At 27.1% G+C, this 18,136-nt stretch carries 17 protein-coding genes; 4 read left to right on the forward strand and 13 right to left on the reverse strand.

Features of this window, described 5'->3' with window-relative positions; translation table 11 throughout:
• Positions 1–60: 60 nt before the first annotated feature.
• The 4 genes from IC214_RS08440 to add all read right to left on the reverse strand — a co-directional run bounded on the left by IC214_RS08440 (position 61) and on the right by add (position 3,989).
• Complete coding sequence (locus IC214_RS08440) at positions 61–816, reverse strand: acyl-CoA dehydratase activase (RefSeq protein ID WP_227433252.1); 756 nt, start codon at positions 814–816, stop codon at positions 61–63.
• 21 nt (positions 817–837) lie between these two features.
• Positions 838–1,989 (reverse strand): double-cubane-cluster-containing anaerobic reductase, encoded by a 1,152-nt coding sequence (locus IC214_RS08445; RefSeq protein WP_227866489.1) that lies wholly within the window; start codon positions 1,987–1,989, stop codon positions 838–840.
• A gap of 198 nt (positions 1,990–2,187) precedes the next feature.
• A complete protein-coding gene (locus tag IC214_RS08450) occupies positions 2,188–2,925 on the reverse strand; it encodes an EcsC family protein (RefSeq protein ID WP_227866490.1) in 738 nt (245 codons plus the stop codon).
• Between the two features lie 74 nt (positions 2,926–2,999).
• Entirely contained in the window at positions 3,000–3,989 is a 990-nt protein-coding gene (gene add / locus IC214_RS08455; protein ID WP_227866491.1) for an adenosine deaminase, read from the reverse strand.
• 270 nt (positions 3,990–4,259) lie between these two features.
• Between add and IC214_RS08460 the strand changes: the two genes are divergently transcribed.
• Positions 4,260–5,513 (forward strand): sodium/glutamate symporter, encoded by a 1,254-nt coding sequence (locus IC214_RS08460; protein ID WP_227433248.1) that lies wholly within the window; start codon positions 4,260–4,262, stop codon positions 5,511–5,513.
• Between the two features lie 96 nt (positions 5,514–5,609).
• The gene (locus IC214_RS08465) at positions 5,610–5,834 is read left to right on the forward strand and encodes a FeoA family protein (RefSeq protein ID WP_003423664.1); all 225 of its coding nucleotides are present in this window, start codon (positions 5,610–5,612) and stop codon (positions 5,832–5,834) included.
• A 276-nt stretch (positions 5,835–6,110) separates the two neighbouring features.
• On the opposite strand, the gene IC214_RS08470 is transcribed toward IC214_RS08465, so the two are convergent.
• From IC214_RS08470 to IC214_RS08510, 9 genes are all read right to left on the reverse strand, one after another.
• Complete coding sequence (locus IC214_RS08470; RefSeq protein ID WP_227866492.1) at positions 6,111–6,278, reverse strand: hypothetical protein; 168 nt, start codon at positions 6,276–6,278, stop codon at positions 6,111–6,113.
• 93 nt (positions 6,279–6,371) lie between these two features.
• Positions 6,372–6,554 (reverse strand): DUF5320 domain-containing protein, encoded by a 183-nt coding sequence (locus IC214_RS08475; protein ID WP_227866493.1) that lies wholly within the window; start codon positions 6,552–6,554, stop codon positions 6,372–6,374.
• Positions 6,555–6,641: 87 nt separating this feature from the next.
• Positions 6,642–8,027: a sensor histidine kinase gene (locus IC214_RS08480; RefSeq protein WP_227866494.1), complete on the reverse strand. Its 1,386-nt coding sequence runs from the start codon at positions 8,025–8,027 to the stop codon at positions 6,642–6,644.
• A gap of 1 nt (position 8,028) precedes the next feature.
• Positions 8,029–8,736 (reverse strand): LytR/AlgR family response regulator transcription factor, encoded by a 708-nt coding sequence (locus IC214_RS08485; protein WP_227845221.1) that lies wholly within the window; start codon positions 8,734–8,736, stop codon positions 8,029–8,031.
• A 309-nt stretch (positions 8,737–9,045) separates the two neighbouring features.
• Entirely contained in the window at positions 9,046–10,353 is a 1,308-nt protein-coding gene (gene grdF, locus IC214_RS08490; RefSeq protein WP_227866495.1) for a sarcosine reductase complex component B subunit beta, read from the reverse strand.
• 85 nt (positions 10,354–10,438) lie between these two features.
• Positions 10,439–11,725, reverse strand: coding sequence for a sarcosine reductase complex component B subunit alpha (grdG, locus tag IC214_RS08495; RefSeq protein WP_227851054.1), 1,287 nt, complete (start codon positions 11,723–11,725; stop codon positions 10,439–10,441).
• A gap of 279 nt (positions 11,726–12,004) precedes the next feature.
• Entirely contained in the window at positions 12,005–13,330 is a 1,326-nt protein-coding gene (locus IC214_RS08500; protein WP_227823835.1) for a sigma-54-dependent transcriptional regulator, read from the reverse strand.
• Positions 13,327–15,321 (reverse strand): ATP-binding protein, encoded by a 1,995-nt coding sequence (locus IC214_RS08505; RefSeq protein WP_227433239.1) that lies wholly within the window; start codon positions 15,319–15,321, stop codon positions 13,327–13,329. Before IC214_RS08505 ends, IC214_RS08500 begins: the two co-directional genes overlap by 4 nt.
• Positions 15,322–15,404: 83 nt before the next feature.
• A complete protein-coding gene (locus IC214_RS08510; protein WP_227433238.1) occupies positions 15,405–16,652 on the reverse strand; it encodes a GntP family permease in 1,248 nt (415 codons plus the stop codon).
• Positions 16,653–16,889: 237 nt separating this feature from the next.
• Here IC214_RS08510 and IC214_RS08515 point away from each other — a divergent pair, with 237 nt between their 5' ends.
• Both IC214_RS08515 and IC214_RS08520 read left to right on the forward strand, forming a co-directional pair.
• Complete coding sequence (locus IC214_RS08515; protein WP_227433237.1) at positions 16,890–17,435, forward strand: helix-turn-helix domain-containing protein; 546 nt, start codon at positions 16,890–16,892, stop codon at positions 17,433–17,435.
• Between the two features lie 12 nt (positions 17,436–17,447).
• Positions 17,448–18,134, forward strand: a complete 687-nt coding sequence (locus IC214_RS08520) for a YjjG family noncanonical pyrimidine nucleotidase (RefSeq protein ID WP_227433236.1) — start codon at positions 17,448–17,450, stop codon at positions 18,132–18,134.
• Positions 18,135–18,136: the final 2 nt, after the last annotated feature.

Raw genomic sequence — 18,136 nt, forward strand, 5'->3', positions numbered from 1 at the left:
ATAAAAAGCTGAAATTATCTTGGATAACTTCAACTTTTTATTTTATTATTTGAGATATTTTTATTTAAATCCAATTACTGCAGCTCCTAGAGCCCCCATTATCTGAGTATCTTCTGCAATAAATATTTTTTTATCTAATATTTCTTCTATCATTTTTACTAACACTTTACTCTTTGCAAGGCCTCCAGTAAATGCAATTTCATCTACTATTTCTCCTCTTGCTAGCATTGATGTTGACTTATTTGCAATAGATTTAAGTATTCCTGCTGCTACATCTCCAGTAGAAATATTTTGAGCTAAGAGACTTACTATTTCTGACTCTGCAAAAACTGTACACATACTAGATATATTAACTGGTTCATTTCCTTGAGCTAGTGTATCAATACTTTCTATATCACTCCCCAAAAGATTAGAAGTAATTTCTAAAAACCTACCAGTACCAGCAGCACACTTATCATTCATTATAAAATTAAATACATTTCCATCTCTATCTAAATTTATAACTTTACTATCTTGGCCACCTACATCTAAAATAGTCCTTACATTCTCATTTAAAAAGTAAACTCCTCTAGTGTGACACGTTATTTCGGTTACTTTCTTATCAGCAAAGTCCATTACTCCTCTGCCATAACCTGTGCCTACTACTTTTTTTATATCTTTTTTATCAATTCCATCGCTTAACAACTCATAAACTTGTTTAGATGTACTTTTAGGGCTCCATCCAGTTGGTATAATTATTTTTTTGACAATTTTTTGACCATCAAATAACACACCTTTTGTTGCTACTGACCCTGAGTCCACTCCTATACTAAACATAAACCCTCCTATTATTTACTCCTATAACATCTCCACAAACGCTTCAAATCTAGTTCTTAATTGTTCAGTGTCTGATTTTGAATAATCAGTTTCAAGAGACATAAATGGCTTATTTTTTTCTTTTGTAACAAATTCTCTTACTCTGTAACTTTCTATATTAAATGTATGACAGGCTTGTAAAACTACATCTATTACACCATCTACATTATATTCATCTATTATTCTATCTAATAGTTCAATTCTATGGTCATTGTTCATCATACAAGAGCAACCTATATTTATGTATTTTTGTGTTAAAGCATCATACACATCTTCATTTTCTTCATCAACTAATAAATCATTTGATCTTATAGCTCCACAAAGTTCATATGCAACAACTGATGCTCCAGCATCTTCTAAAGTTTTAACTATTTTTTCACTTATTCCACCAATTGGAGAACCTGTTATAAGAATTCTTGGTTTATCTTTTGTAATTGGACATTCTCCTTTTTCATATCTTTCTTTCATATCATCTATAACTTTTCTTAAAGATTGTTTAAGTTCAGCACGGTCAAATTTAAAACCTGCTTGATATAGAACATTATGAAGTTCAAGACCTGTAAGTGCAGATGGCTGTAATTTACCAAGTGCATAAAACTCTTTTAGAAGTTCTCTTTCTTCATTCTTATCTTTTATAGCAGCTCTTATATCATCTTCTGTTATAGTCACTCCTAAAGACTTTTCAACTTCATCTTTTAATTTTATCATTTCATCTTTCCAAAGCTTATAAGCAAACTCACCTTTTGCAGTATTTGGTAAATGCATTACATATGTTAGTTTAACCTTTGCAAGTTCTTCATACATTTTTTTCTTGCCATCACAGGTAGTTTCTCCTATTAATAAATCAGAAAAATAGAAATATGGACATGTATCTGTTATTGCATGTCCATAACTTGATTTTATTAAAGGACAAAGATTTCTTGGTAACACTTTTTCTGCATCTGGAATTGGTTCTTCACTAACTCCACAAACACCTACTACTGTTGCTCCTGCTGCCATTGGAATTTCAACTGGAGTAAATGTACAGAACACTCCAACCATTTTTTTCCCACTTTCTTTAAGTTCCTTTGCATTTATAAATCCTTTTTGTCTAGCTTCATTAAAACTATCAAATTGTTTTGGTAAATTTGCCATGAAAACATTCCTCCCAATTACTTCTCTTTATAATTCATTTTGTATTTTAAACAGTAAAACTTAAATATTTCCATTAAAATACAAACCTCTACATTAGATTTTATCATGCTTTACCTTTCACTCATCATTGTTTTTATCAATGCAAATCAATATATATATAGATATATTTTATAGTCACTTTTAAAATTTTAACACTTATTAATTAAACTCTCTAATCCTCAATCTATAAGCAAATACTGCTGTTTCATGTAATTTATCAATTAATTTTCCATTCACATAAAATCCTACAAATGCTCCTATTCCAGGCATTAGTTGCAAAAATTTGGCTAAATCTAAATAGTCCCTGTATTCTTGCTGAAATGTTCTCCAATCAAAATCATTGATATCATTTGGTAAATTTTTTATATACTCATCCCAATTATCCATCAATTTAAATGTTGTATTTATATGAGATTGGCTAGAAAAGGCCAACTGCAATATATTTAGTATATAAATTCTTTCTCTATAGTCTTTGACATCATATCCATATATTGAAGCAACATCGTATAAAAATTTTATCTTAATACCTAAAAGTAGAGGAAAATCAGAAAGCCCTAAAAAAATCCCTCCAGCTCCTGTACCTGCTCCTTCAATCATTGCTGTAGTTTTATAATTTTTAGACTTTTCATCAACTAGCTTTTCCCTTTCCTCTAAAGATATATTTCTAATTGGTGTCTTTGTCGCATATTTATATCCAAACAATACAGTTTTTGTCATTCCTTTTATTGAAGAAGTCATTATTTCATGGTATTTATCTGGCAAGACTCCATTGAATTTATTTTGTATATTTTTTGACGCCTTATCAAATATAGACGGTTTTTTTAATATATCTTTCTTCCATTGTTCTAATTCTTTTTTTGCTAATTCATTATAAGAAATCTCTTTATAATTTTTCAAATTTATCTCCTACTCTAAAATACAAATTTAATTAACTTACTTAATTGATTTAAAGTTATAGTTCATTTAACCTACTAAATTAGACTGTATAAATATTTTTTAGTCTCCTTATCTGCAAAACTTGCTTCTACTGTGTTTTTATAAATTATTTTATAGTCTTCTAAATTTAGATTAAATATATCAAATATTAGATTTAGTTCTGAATTTAAACTTATATCTGACACAGTTCTATTATCAGTATTTATGCTTACATTCAAATTATCTTTATAAAAATCGTAAAATGGATGACTTTTATAAGAATCTACTGTCTTAGTTTGTACATTACTGGTTGGACATATTTCCAGTAATACTTTTTTATTTTTAACTAAATCATATGCATCTTTTTCTCCATTAATTTTTATACCATGGCCAATTCTATCTGCCTTTAAAATATTTATAGCATCTAGTACATTTTTTCCACTTGCAGCTTCTCCTGCATGTACTGTAACTTTATATCCATAATCTCTTGCCAATTTAAAAGCTTCTTCATATTCACTGCAAAATCCGTCCTTCTCTGGACCACATAAATCTACTGCTACAACACCTCTATTTATAAAAGATTTACCTGCTTCAATCACCAACAATGCCTCTTCTGAGGTCATTGTTCTCATACAACCTAATATTAAATTCCCTTTTACATCATAAACACTTTCAGCATCTCTAATTCCTTCAACCACACTTTCAATTATACTTTTAGCGCTCAACCCATTTTGAGTATGAAGTAATGGGGCAAATCTAATTTCTATATATTTAATATTTTCTTTACTTACATCCTCCAAAAGTTCAAAAGTAATTCTTTTTAAACTTTCTTTAGATTGCATAACTTTTAGAGGTAAATCAAATTTTTTTAAATATTCATCAAGTGAAGTACAATCATGTGGAACTTTTGATAATTTTTTTATTTCATCAATATTATCTGATGGTAAGTCTATTTTCTCTTTAAGTGCTATATCAAATATAGTTTCTACTCTAACACTTCCATCTAAATGGCAATGTAATTCTATCTTAGGTAAATTTTCAAACATTTTATCCTCCTTTTATACTTATAAATAATATATTCTATTGATAAGTTTTTAAGTCTTATTTCTATTATAACAATATACTAAAATTTTTCATGTTAAAAGCTGTGTATTAGTAAAATATTCTCATTTAATTTATAATTATCTAATTATATCCATTGATTTTTTTTAATATACATTTATTAATATACATTTGATAGTAAAAATTCCATTACATAATAATTTAAATTATATAAAGGCAATTTTAAATTTTTAAATTACAAAGGAGGACTTATTTTGATTACTTTAACTTTTAATACTATACAAACTTTAACCTTATCTATGCTATTCTTTTTAATTGGTAATCTGTTAAAGAATAAGATTAAATTTTTAAATAACTTCTGTATACCTGCACCAGTAATAGGAGGTCTATTATTTTGTTTTTTAAATTTATTTCTTAAATACTTTCATATAGCAGACATCTCTGTGAGTGGAAACTTAATGCCAAATTTCATAACTTTCTTTTTTACAACTATTGGACTTGAAATAAGCATAAACCTTATAAAAAAAGGTGGTAGTGTATTATTTAGATATTGGATTTTATGTGGAATATTAGCATTTTGTCAAAATATCATAGCCATATCAATATCAAAAATTATAAAACTTGAACCACTTTTAGGACTTATGTGCGGTAATGTATCTATGGAAGGTGGTCATGGTTACTCGGCTGCATTTGGGCTTACAATAGAAAGTCTTGGTATAAATGGTGCAGTTGGAGTTGGCTTATCGGCTGCAACAATAGGTCTTATTATAGGCGGGATATTGGGATGCCCTGTTGCTAGATTTCTAATAGAAAAGTATAAATTGCAACCTTCAACAAAAGCAGATTTATCAAGCCTTAAATATAAAAAAGATTCAATGAGAGTAATGAATAAATTTTTTAGAAACAGGAATAAAATAATCCAAAATAACTCGTCCCAAAAGATAACTCCTACTATATTTTTGGAGCAAGTTCTTCTTATATTTATTTGTATAAATACAGGAGAAATTATAAGCAGAATATTTTATATGACATGTAACATTCTTTTACCTTCTGTTGTGACTTGTATGTTTTCAGCAGTTATTTTTAGAAATTTAAATGACAAAATAAATATACTGGAGTTAAATTTTAAACTTATAGAGTTTCTAAAAGAACTTTCATTAGGAATTTTTCTAACATTATCACTTATGAATATAGATTTATTTGAATTATCAACATTATTGCCTCCAATTCTTCTAATAGTAACTTTTCAAGTAATCTTTATAATTTTATTTTCAATCTTTATTTGTTTTAAGATACTTGGAAAAGATTTTGATTCTGCCATCATAATAAGTGGCTTAATTGGACATGGAATAGGTGCTACTCCAAATGCTTTAGCCAATATGAGCTCTTTAACACAAAAATACGGAGATTCTCCAAAAGCGTTTTTGGTTGTTCCCTTAGTAAGTGGTTTTTTACTAGATGCCATTAGTATCCCTTGTATACTATTTTTTATAAACATACTAAGCTAGTATGTTTATTTTTTGTTATATATTGACAATTTAGCTTTTTTATTATATATTATAAGTATAGAACTTGATAATGATTTTCATTAGGAGGTGTTAATAATGACTGTTTACAACTTAAAACTTGGACAAAAGGGAATTATAGATAATATAGCTGGGAATGAAAAACTTATGAAGAGACTTCTTGCTTTAGGATTAATAGATGGCACTGAAGTTGAAGTAAAAAAAATAGCCCCTCTTAATGATCCTATAGTGATTAGATTTAGAGGATTTGATTTAGCTATTAGAAAATCTGATGCAAAAAATATAAATTTAAAAAATAATTAATATAAAATAAAAATAAGAAAAGAGATTTTAAAATCTCTTTTTTTATTTGCATTAAAAACATTTGTATTAGAACCATAAGTAATCTTAAGAAGATAGCCACTGACATTTATATTTGGTATAAAATTTAAAATAGAAATTCATAAATAGTAGTTATAAAGCTATATTTAAATTTGTATAAATATAGTATATTTATTTACATTTAATATATTTATATAATTATTCCTTAAGAATATAAAATACTAATTAATATTTCAACAAGTTGATTTTCTAGATACACTATATAGGTCTATTAAATTTTACTTTTAAATTTTTATCGTCTTGAACAAGACTATAAGTATTGTCCCATTGTTCTTCTTCATTGCTTTTTTCAAAAATATCATATGGTGTTTTTGCATTTTTATTATTAGAATTTTCTTCTTTTCTATCTAATGTACTATTCTTCACTTCAGAAACAGTATTTTGTCCTCCCTCTGACTCTTGTGCTTTCTTTTCTTTTAATTCTTGAATTTTACTTTCGATTTCTTTTATTTCTTTTTTTTAATTTTCTATTTTTGACTTAGCCATTTCATTATCAATACTTTTATCGTTTTTAACTTTCTCCAATTCTTCTTGCAATACTTTTTTTTGCTGTTCTAAACTTTGTATTTCACTTTGGTTATTACCTGAACTGTCTATATTAGACATCCTTGGTGTCTGACCACTTATACTTTCAATTTTCATTTTAGTAACCTCCTATTTCTATATGTTAAATTTTTCATTTATATATACTTTTATTTACATATATAATATTGGTTACAAATTCTATTTTCAAGTTAATTGTTCTGAAATGTCAGTATAGTGTAATGAAATAATTAGTAATATATTTATTTGAAAATAATCTGATGTATTCTCTATACTTATAGCTCCCTGGTATTTCTTAGCAACCTCTCTTATATTTGAAATTCCGATACCTGAACCACTTGTGTAATTATTTGCTGCATTATAACTATTCCTTATTTCTATCATAAAAAATCCACCATCTAGTTTAGTTGATAGTTTTAAATATCTATTTCGTTTATCTACAAATTTACAAGCTTTAATTGCATTGTCAATAGCATTGGCAAATACTATACAGAGGTCAACATCATTTATACTAGTATTACTTGGTATAATTACGTCACAATCCACCTGTATTCCTAATTGTTTTGCTATGCTTAATTTATTGTTGAAAAGGGCATCAATTACAACATTTCCTGTATTACAAGAAAATGATAGGTCACTGGTTATTTTTTCGAGTTTATTTAGGTACTCTTGTGCTTTTAAAATTTCGCCTTTTTTTAGCAATCCATTTACAATAGCTAAATGATTATTAAAATCATGCCTAAAAGACATCGTTTGTGACAATCGAGATTTTGCTTCTTCAATGTAATTTTTTTGAGAATGAATTTGTTGGTTTAAAATCGCCTTATTTTTCTCTTCTTTTAAATATTGCATCAATTTCTTAAACTCAAATAAAGAGAAAAAAACACATATAATTCCAATTGAAGAAAAAAGGAAAGCTTGAATTTCTTTAGTAAGAGATGTATTCATTAATAATTTTACAGTTTGAAGTTTTGTATCGATATTTATCATTGAACTTGAATAACCAGTATGCTCAAATGATTGCCAAAATAATATTATGAGTAACAATGGCATTATCAAAATTATTGAATATCTATCAAATTTTACAGTTTTAATATTAAATTTTTTAGCACTATACCAATATATAAATCCAACTATTATAATCGTAATAAAAAATGAAATCTCTGTATTTATAACAAATTTATAAATATTTATATCTTTATTATTTATAAATAGTAAGTAATTAAATGGAGCTATAAATCCATATGCTAACTGCTCAATTATATATACTAATAGAGATAATACTATAGATAAAACTGTAGATTTTTTTATTACATACTTTACAAACAAAAAAGTCAGTAGAAAAAATATAAGCCGTGAATAAAATAAATTATATAAATTAAAATATGTATTTATACTAATTGACAAAACTGATACTAACAAGTATAAACTACAGTCCCCAAATTTCGACTTAGTATTTGTAAAACTAATTAGAAAGTAATATTGCAATACTGCCATTAGACTTCTATCTACTGCAAAAACGAACAAAATACTATATTCTAATAATACATTAGAAGAAGATAAATTAGCCATGCTATCTCCTCCTATTTTTCATATTTTCAAGCATAGCTTCAGAAAATTCTTGTTGACGTAACCTAGAAACAGGTATCATATCTCCATTTTCCATAACTACATTACCATTTTCATAGCTATATACAGCTTGTAAATTAATTATATAACTACGATGACATCTAAAAAAATTTATTGGTAAACTTCTTTCTAGACTATCAATAGTTTCATAATAATCAATAATTTCTTTTTTTAAATGGATATAAATCTTTCTTTTTATAACTTCACAATATAAAATATCTGCTATTTTTAACCTCCAATATGAGTGCCCTTTTTGTATTGTTATATAATTTTTTTCATTACTATCCAGCTTTATAATTATTCTATCCATTGTCTTAGATAGTTTTTCATTAGATAATGGTTTGAGCAAGTAATTTATAGCATCTACTTCAAAAGCATCATATACAAATTCCTTTAAAACTGTCACAAAAATTATAAAACAATCATTATCATATGACCTTAGTTTTTTAGCTGCTTGCATTCCATTAATACCTTCCATCTGTATATCTAAAAAGATAATATCAAATAATTCATGATTATATAATAGAGTCTCAGCTTTATCAAAAAGCTCTATATTATATAATAAATTATTTTTATTCATATATAGCTCTATATTTTCTTTTAAATCATTTAGCATATACGATTCATCATCACAAATAGCAATTGAAATCAATATGTAACACCTTCTTTCTCATATTATTTTATTATATAAAGTTAACTTCTTTCTTTCAATTAATCTGTTCTAGTATGCTTAATATATGTTCCAAAGTGAATAACTTTACGTTTCATAGTATATCTAATTTAAATTTATGTATCAATACTCTAAATTTAATTTTCCATTCTAGTAAATTTAAAAACAAACAAATATATTTAATATTTTTAAATTACTTAAAATTACTTAATAAAAAAAGATATCATAAAATAATTTTTAAAAACTATTTCATGACATCTATTTTAATTTAAGTGTTGTGCTATATTTTTATTATTCAAATACTGTTTGGTCTTCTACATCTTCTTTTAATGAATTTAAGGCTTTTAAAACTATGTTCTTTCTAATTTTTTTACTTTCTTCTTCTCCTAGCTTTGGATTCCCAAGTGGGTATGGTATACCTACTGCTGGAACAATTCTATTTGCTCCTATTGTAAGTGATATTGGTACTACAGTACAAACATGGACAACTGCTATACCTGCTCTTTCAATCTCTTTTACCATCGTTGCTCCACAACGAGTACAAGTGCCTCATGTAGATGTTAAAATTACAGCCTCTACTTTATCTTCTACCAATTTTTTAGAAAATTCTTCTCCAAATCTCTTAGAATTACCCACACTTGTTCCAGTACCTGTAGTGGTTATAAAGTAATTTGCCAACTCTCCAATCACACCATCTTTTTCAAATTCTCTAACCACATCTAATGGCACAACTAAGTTTGGATTTTCAAGTACATATGCTCTATCATAACCTCCATGTATAGTTGTAAAATATTTATTTGACATAGAATTCATACCTGTTAAATCATAAATACCATACTTAGTAGCACTTGAAGATTCGATTTTATCTGGATTATCAGTTGGAACTATCCCCCCAGAAGTTACTAATGCAAGTTTTATTTTAGATAAGTCTTTGATAGCCTTTACAGGTGTAACTCTATCGAATTCTGGCATTGGATATTCAGTTTCAAATTGTTCTCCATTCATTTTCTTAACCAGCATTTCAATTGCTCTTTCAGAACCTCTAAATTCATGGAAGAAATTTTTTCTTATTCCCCTCATTATATATCCTTCTACTTCGGGAGGTCCTACTTCTTCACCCTTAACTAATTTAATCCCTAGTCTTGACATTATTGGAACTACCTTTCTAAGACTAGCTGCTGAATTTCCTGTAGCTATTATGTGTAAATCTAGTTTAAACATATCTACACCTGGATTTTCTTTATACATTCCTGTAACTACAGGAATATTTAATTCTTCTTCAACAGCTTTACAAATAGTTCCACAGGCTACTCCATATCTCCCTGCATTAAATGCTGGCCCTGCAATAAATAAATCAGGTTTTTCTTCTTTTATCATTTTTAAAAGTTCTCTAGTAGCATTTTCAATATTTTCTCCAAAATATGTGTCTCCACAAATTACAGTTGAAACTATCTCTGCTTCATCTTTGAATTGACTTTGAAATGCCATTCCAGGTCCTACTACTCCCTTTCTTTTTTCTGGTGGAATATCTGCTTTTTCTTCTCCTCCTATACCAGCAAAGAAATTATTTATATAGTGAACAACTCTGATTTTACTCATATCTTAATCCTCCAAATCACTTTATAGTTATTACATCAATTAAATTAATAATGGTATTAACAATAACCTATACTCAAATATCTATTTAATAATATCTTGCTGTCAAATGATTGTAACCATTTGCTATAGTTGATGCTATTATAATCTGTAATTCTGCATCCATACTTCCATCGTCATTTAAGCATCCTTTATACCCACCAATCATCATTTCAACATAATCCAAAGTTCCTATAACTTTTTTCATAGCAGGAAAATGGACTACTAAGTTTCCCTGACCACAAGAAACAAGTGCATCTGCCTCTTTAGTAGCATCTGCTATAGATTGACTCTTTCCATCTTTTCCAGGAAACTCATCAGTTATTAAAACTACACTTGCTCCAACTTCACTACATTTTCTACAATTCATCATAAGGTCAGTGTCTGGATTTCCGTATCCTTCTTCTGTTACTAATACTCCATCAACCCCTAAAAATTCTACTAACTTTGCAACCATATCAGAACTTCTTTCTTTGTCAACTAAAAATACATTTTCATTAGTTAAAATTACACCTATAAAATTTAAGTCTTTTCCATGTCTTTTATATAAGTCATGTATAACTGGATTATTTAAATGGTGGAAAGTAGTCACTTTATCACATGGTGCAACACAATTACCAGATATTATGGCTCCATCCATTATTTCAGTTGGATACATAAATGTTGGAACTATTTGTTTAGCATCAACTCCATAATAATAAGTATCATGTAAAAGTCCCTGTGATTGCAACATATGAACATATGCTACTGTTGGTAGGTCTGGATATTCTTTCACTTGTTTTAATAGTGGTTTTGTTTCATATACTATTATTTCATCTGGTTCAATTTCCTTGCCTGCTTCTCCTATATAGGCGCCTATCTTTAATCCAACTATTCTAGCTGCTTCTTCATAATCATGAGTTTCTATTCCCTCTTTTGCTTTTATAACAATACATACATTATTTGTTTTTGAAAAAGGTGTATATTTAGCAGTAGGACCACTCATATCAATTACACCTTCCTGAAACCCGACTATATTTCCACAAGTTATAACACAAGTTCCTGAAAGGACATGAGTTCTTCCACTTCCTACAGTCTTTACTTTGTTAATAATTCCAGGAAATATTTTGCTTTCATCTCCAATTTTAACTCTAGGTTCTATAACATCTTTAACTGGTGCTATTCTTATTGATTCACCAGGTCTTGCAAGTTCAACATTTACACTTACAATTCTTTCATCTTCTAAAGCTATCTGTTCTATTTCTTTACCATTCACGTATAATATGCCATCTTTTACTTCTGTTTTCTCGCCAAATTCAACGTTTTTTATAAATATATTCCCTAGCTCTAACTTCATATGAAAATCCCCCTTAATACATTTAATCGCAATTAAAAATATCTATTATTACGTTTATTTATATACAAAGCATTTTATATGCCAATTATTTAAAATATAGCTTTTTTATGTTAATGCTATAGATATTTTCATTTTTTACTTATATAAACATTGAATTTACCTATAATTATTGTAAGTCTTAAATTTAAAAATTATAATAAAAAAAATAAGTAGAATTTTTCTACTTATCTTTTAATAATTGTGAGAAATTTTTTGCTCAGTATATGAGAAGTTTTTTTCTCACTTAATATTGTACTCTGATATTTTATTAGTTAATTGTCTTCTGCTAATCTCCAATTTTTTTGCTGTATTTGAAATATTATTTCCACATAGAGATAGAACCTTTTCAATATATTCACACTCAAATTCTTTTCTTATTTCTCTTAGAGGTCTAATACTTATTTTATCATCTATGTTTATATTATTTGATATTAAGTTTAAATTATCTTTTGATAACTTACTTCCTTCACTTAAAACTACTAATCTATTGATTATATTTTTTAATTCTCTTATATTACCTGGATAATCATAATTTATTAAAAAATCAACTACTTCTTTATCAATTGAGGATATTTTTTTATCATGTTCAATCTGGTATTTATTTAAGAAAAAGTCTATAAGTGTATTTAAATCCTCTCTTCTATTTCTTAAAGGTGGTATAGTTATTGTTATTGTACTTATTCTATAAAAAAAATCTTCTCTTATATTACCATTTAGTATTTCTATTTTAGGTTCTTTATTCATTGCACAAATTAATCTAAAATCAACTTTAATAGACTTGTTGCTTCCTATTCTCTCTATAGATTTATCTTCAAGTGTCCTTAACAATTTTACTTGTACATTTAGAGGTATATCTCCTATTTCATCTAAAAATAAAGTGCCCTTATTTGAAAGTTCAAATCTGCCTTTTCTATTATCTACTGCTCCAGTAAAAGAACCTTTTTCATGTCCAAATAACTCAGATTCTAATAAGTTTTCAGAAAAAGAACAACAGTTTACAGGTACAAATATTTCATCTCTTCTTGGACTTAGACTATGTATATATCTAGCTAAAACATCTTTTCCTACACCAGATTCTCCAAGAATTAGTATATTTACATCTTTACAAGCAGCCTTTTCTGCGATTTTTATTATATTATTAAAATCCTTATTTTTAGATTCTAAAGTAAAGTCCAAATTATTTTTTTGTGTACAAACTACTTCTTTTTCTGTTTTTACTTTCTCAATTTCTTCTAATAAAGTTTCAATAGGATTGCTTTTTATAAAATAAGATAAAGCTCCTCTTTTCATGGCTTCAACTGCATTTTCAATACTTCCATATCCAGTAACTAATATAACTTCTATATTTTTATTAATAGATTTAATTTTATCTAAAAGTTGTACTCCATCCATGTTTTTCATCATAACATCAGACAAAATCAAATCATAATTTTTATTTTTTTTGATAATACTCACAGCTTCTTCTCCACTTAGTGCTATATCTACCACATATCCATTCTTTTGCAAAATTTTTTTCATTATTGTCCCATACTCTAATTCATCATCAACTACTAGTATCTTCATCATATAGTCACCTCTTTATTTAGTGGAATTTTTATATAAAAACAAGTACCAACTCCCAATTGACTTTTGACACTTATATCTCCGTTATTCTTTTTAATCTCATTATATGTAATATACAATCCTAATCCAGTTCCTTCACCAATCGGCTTTGTAGTATAAAAAGGATTAAATATATCCTTTAAAACGTTTTCTTTTATACCATCACCATTGTCTTTAAAATCTATAAATAAACAGCGCTCTTTCACATAGCAATTTATAATAATTTTACCGCCTTTATGTACTGCATCTACTGAATTAGATATTAAATTTATAAATACATGTTTTAAAGACTCTCCATTTATGTAACACACTAAATCCTTATTGCAGTTTATATTTATTTCAACATCTTTTAACTGTAAAACTTTATACTGAAGCTTGACTATATTTTCAATAAAATTTCTTATATTTATATTTTCTAAACTATCATCTGATATTCTTGCAAAATTTAATAAGTTCGTTATTATATTACTTGCTCTATCTACATTACTTTCTATTGATTTTACACAATCATTTACCTCTTCTATAGTGACATTATCTTTTAAAAGATAACAATTATTTCTTATTATTCCTAGAGGGTTTCTTATCTCATGTGCTACTCCAGAAGCTAGTTGCCCTATAGATATCATTTTATTATCTCTCAACAACTTTGCTTCTATTATTTTATCATTAGTTATGTCTTTAATTAAAGCTACTATATATTCAACATTATTTTTTTTATATTCTACAGGGAAAGTACTTATTTTCAAAATTTTATTACTCAATTCTATTTCACTTGTTTCATGTGTATTTTCAGAAAATGTATTCTCAATAATATTTTTTATTATATCAATTAATTCTTCTTTTTTATATTGTGTCTCATTGATAAAATCATAGAATACTTTATTTGATTCAACTATATTGTAATTGTCATCTATAAGCATTATTATGTCTGTGATACTATTAAATGTAGCCTCTAAAGCCTTCTTATTTTCTATTACTTCTTCTGTTTTCCTTTTTATTTCTATTTTTAATAAATATGTATAACTATAAAAAATATAAATAGATATCAAAATTATGCCTATAAAAATATAAATGATTGGTATGACTCCTCTATCATATAATACATCATCAACTTCATTATATATAGAATACCATTTTTTATTTAAATCTTTATATACACCATTTTTCTGAAGTTTAAAAATTCCCTTATTTAAAATACCAACTAATTCTTCATATTGTTTAGGAACAGCGAGAACTGCCTTTTTGGTATAAATAGGAGTATTTAAAATACTATATTTATCTGAAAGTTCATAGTTTATTACATAGTATTGTAGTACTGGTTCATCACCAACAACTACATCTACTTTACCTGACATTAAATAATTGACTCCAGTCTTTATATCTGGAGTCAACACAATATCTATATTATCAACTCTTTGTTTCAAAAAGTTTATAGAATAGTCACCCTCTGGTATTGCTATTGTTTTTCCTTTTAAATCTCTATAACTATTTATATTCTGTGATTTTTTATCTTTCAATATATTTGCGCTTAACGTATAAATTGGGTCAGTAAATACAAACTTATTTGCTCTTTCTTTTGATGGAATTAAGTCAAAAAATCTTATACTATCATCCACTGGATTTACAAAGGATTCTTTCCACCATGTATTTGGTTTAAAATAGAAATCTCTCCCTATTTGGATTGATAGGGAATTAATTAAATCAACAACAATTCCTTTGTATTGACCATCTTCTTGACCTTTATATCTAAGAGGAGGAGAGCTCTGGTCAGAACTATAAACTAAATTTTCATGTTTTTTTAGCCATTGTTTTTCCTCTTCTGTAAATGGAAGTGATTTCTTAACATATTCAAATATATTCAAATTATACTCCATACCTACATACATATTTGCGAGTAAAACTACAACTAAAAATGAATAAATAATCCCTATAATTACTATCTTTTTTTTATTCACCTTAAAACTCCAATCTTTCTTTTTTATATAAATTCAATATTTAATAACAAAATCCTACTTTTTTCATTAAATATTTATATTTATTATAAGATTAATTGTATAGATGTTGAAACTATAGTCATTACTATTCCTATTAGTGCTTCATACGGAATCAATTTAAATCTTTCACCTATATCCATATTTATACTACCTGCACTAGTATGAAATAATGAACCATGTGGTAATTGTTCAAATACACTAGAACCTGCATTAACAATTGATGCACCTGAAATTGGCGATAATCCACCACTTAATATAGCATCAGAAAAAGTTGATGATGCTATAGTAGCTCCAGCTGTTGATGATGCTGTTGCCAGTGACATAAGTATACCTGAAATTGGTGCTAATAAAAATTGTGACATATTTAAATATTGTAGTATACCTATTGTACTCTGTTGTAATTCAGACATTTGTATAATACCTGCAATAGTCCCTGTTCCGAGTAATAATATGCATACACCTTGCATCTTAGATAATCCAAAAGATAAATACTCTCTTGTATTCTTCAAATTTCCTGTAGCTATTAAGGTCGCTACTCCTCCTATAGGAAGTGCAACCATAGGGTCTATTACTATAGGTGATATATTTCCTAAAAACAATAAAAATATAGCTACAATTGGACCACAGAATGACTTAAACAAACTTGGTAAGTCCTCTCTTTGCTCCAAGAGTTCATATGATTCCACCTTGTTTCCTTTATTTATTAATAAACTTGCCAAAACAACTGTAATCACAATACCAACAATTGCTGGAATTACGTTTGCTATCATAACACTAGATAGATTTACAGAAAAATTTCCTGCTACCGCAATGGTATTTGGATTTGGTGATATTATATTACCTGCTTTACCTCCACCTAACATAGCTAAAAGTATTGCTAATTTAGAGTAGTTTAATTTTCTTCCTATGTATAAGCCTATTGGTGCTACAGTTATTACAGATACATCCAAATTTACACCTACTCCTGCAAGTACCATTGTTGAAGCAGCTATAGAAAGTAAGGCTCTCTTTTCTCCTAATATCTTTACGATTTGTTCTGATATTTTATCAACTGCTCCTGTTTTTATTAGACTTCCAGCCAATACACCTGATGCTAAAGCTCTAAGAATTGATGGTGAGATATTCATAGCTCCAGTTGCCATAAAATCTACAGTTTCTGTTATACTCGCTCCTCCAATTATTCCCCCAACAAATGCCCCTAACATTAAACTATATACAGCTTGAAATTTCTTTATAATTAAAATAATTGCTACTAATAAGCCAAATATAGCTCCAAAAGTTGTTATTTGCACACTATTCCCTCCTATCTTAAAGTAAGTTAATTATTTTTTACTTAATTTAATTTTATTTAAATATATTTTAAGTATTCTGTATCCACTTGTCAATTATATTTTAATTTATTCAATTAGATTTAACATTATTTATTCAAAATTATATCTTATATGTTATAATGATTTCATACTATATAATCTTTTTATTTAGGTTATTTTAAAGTAATATTTTTAAAACGAAAAAGAGAGGATATTTATATGAATGATTTAAATTTAGGAGAAAAAATAGCTGAAGTTCGAAAAAAACAAAATCTAAGTATTCGAGATTTAGCAAAACTAGCAGATGTTACACCATCATTATTGAGTCAAATAGAACGAGGTCTTGCTAATCCATCTGTAAACTCATTAAAATCTATAGCCTCTTCTCTAAATGTTCCTCTATTTACATTTTTTGTATCTGAAGTAGATAAAAAAAGTTTAATAGTGAGACGCGATAGTAGAAAGAAAGTTATTTTACCTGGAAGTAATGATGTTGTATATGAAGTTTTAATTCCAGATTCTAGTGGTAACTTAGAATTTGCTATTATGGATTTGGCTCCAAATACATCTTCTTGTGTTGATAGAATTACTCATAATGGAGATGAAATTGCATACATTTTAGAAGGAGAAGTCAAACTATTTATGGATGATGATGAATTTACTCTATTCAAAGGTGATAGTGTTAAGATTCCTCTAGGAACAAAGCACAAATGGCAAAATGATTCTAATAGTGAAAGTAAAGTAGTTTTTGCAGTTATACTATAAAGGGTATACCTTATGAAGAGATATAAATTTATATTTTTTGATGCAGATGATACTTTATTTGATTTTAAAAAGAGTGAATCTTATGCTTTCAAGAAACTTTTATCTAAATTTGGATTGGATTTTAACTTTGAAAAATGTATAAAAATATATAGAAATATAAGTGATAAGCTTTGGCTTGACCTTGAAAAAAACACTATAACTTTAGATGAGCTTAAGCTACTTAGATTTGAACTTTTTGCAAAGGAAATGAAATTAAATGTTGACCCTATAATTCTTAGTAAAATGTACTTAAATCTTTTGTCAGAATGTACTTTTTTAATGCCAGGTACACTTGATGTATTGCCATACCTTAAAAGTAAATATAAAATTATCATAATAACAAACGGAATTTCTAAAGTCCAAAATAATAGGCTTAAAAACTCAGAAATAAAAAAATATATTGATGGAATGATTGTATCAGAAGAAGTAAAAGTATCAAAACCGAATCCAGAAATATTTAAATATGCATTTAAAAAGTTTAAGTGTTATGATAAAACTTCGGCTTTGATGATTGGTGATAGTTTAACTTCAGATATATTAGGAGGAATAAATTCAGGAATAGATACTTGTTGGTTAAACTCCAATAACAGTATAAATTATACTAGTTCTATACCAACTTATGAAATAAACACTCTCATTGAATTAAAAAATTTATTATAATT

This window comes from Clostridioides sp. ES-S-0190-01 (assembly GCF_020658275.1).
Classification (GTDB): domain Bacteria; phylum Bacillota; class Clostridia; order Peptostreptococcales; family Peptostreptococcaceae; genus Clostridioides.